This is a genomic window from uncultured Campylobacter sp., from assembly GCF_938018145.1.
GTDB lineage: Bacteria > Campylobacterota > Campylobacteria > Campylobacterales > Campylobacteraceae > Campylobacter_A.
In genome coordinates this window covers 1-1,272 of record NZ_CALIII010000333.1, presented here as the reverse complement: position 1 = coordinate 1,272, position 1,272 = coordinate 1, and the positions used below count along the sequence as shown (strand labels likewise).

Genomic DNA, 1,272 nt, shown 5'->3' with positions numbered 1-1,272 from the left:
AAAAACGCCGCGACTATCAAGAAAAATGCGGCCGAGAGCCTGTTTGGCGACGACGAGAGTATGGGTACGGTTAAAACAAATCTCGTGCGCGACGACTCCGAGCTAGAGCTAAAAACCAAGCTCAAATTTGAGCTAGAAAGCGTGGGTATCTACCTCTCGGGCCACCCGCTAGACGAGTACCGCGAGCAAATCTCAAAGATAAAATACACGCTAAGCGATAAATTTGACGAGCTACCCGAAAACGGCGAGATGCTGCTCGTGGGCAAGATAGAGGATCTCACTACAAGGATCAGCAAGAAAAACGGCAAAAAAATGGGCACGATCGAGATGCTCGATTTTCACGGTACGGTCGAGATCGCGGTCTTTGACAGAGGCCTTGGCGCGGTCGAGTCGATGAGTGCGGACGAGCGCGATCTGCCGCATGCGTTTAAGGTTCGCTACTCCAAAGACGGGCAGTTCATGCGGATAAATTTGGATAAAATTTTGACGCTAGACGAGGCTATGGGCATGGATTTTTCGCATCCGCTCGAAAAATACAAAGAGCAAATCGAGCAGATAAAACACACACCTAGCAAGGACTTCGGCAAGATAGATAAAACGAGCGAAATCCTAGTCGTCGGCAAGATCGCCGAGATCGCTAAAATCCCTAGTAAAAAAACCGGCAAAGAGTTTATGATGCTAAGCATTATGGATCTTTTTAGCACGTTTAAGGTTGCGGCGTTTGACTCCGAAAAGGGTCTCATCGATAGCCTAAGCGATGAGCAAAAGGATGCTCCGCTAGCCTTTAAGGTGCGCTACAGCCGCGACGATCAGGGCGCTCGCATAAATCTAATCGACGTCGTGAGCCTAGAGGACGCGCGCGATATGAATTTCCAAAGCAGAAGCTTTAAGCAACGCAAGGAAGTAAGCGGCGCTAGCTACCAAAACGGCCAGGCATCTAGCGAAAGCAGAGGCAAAAGAGAGCTTGAGGATCTGGTTTTGGAGCTAAATTTGGACGAAACGGGCAAGGATCTCATCACGCAAATTTACCGCGTCGCCATCGGCGAACATCGCGCCGCAGCCGATAAAAACAACAAGCGCCTAATCATCCGTATCAAAGACGCGCAGGAATGCCGCGCGCTGGTTTATACGACGGAGTTTATCGTGGGGGAGGGGTTTGCAGAGAGAGCGTTAGGGCTAAAACAAGCCGTTTAAATTTGACGGCTTGTTTTTTGAGTGCTTTTCCGAGATTTCGCAAAATTTTCGCTCCGCAGGCTACATGCCTAGCGCACG

The 1,272-nt window shown here is 49.8% G+C and carries 1 pseudogene; it reads left to right on the top strand.

The features are described 5' to 3' along the window. Positions 1–1,194: pseudogene (locus Q0338_RS07705) on the top strand (DNA polymerase III subunit alpha); the annotation flags it as partial. Positions 1,195–1,272: the final 78 nt, after the last annotated feature.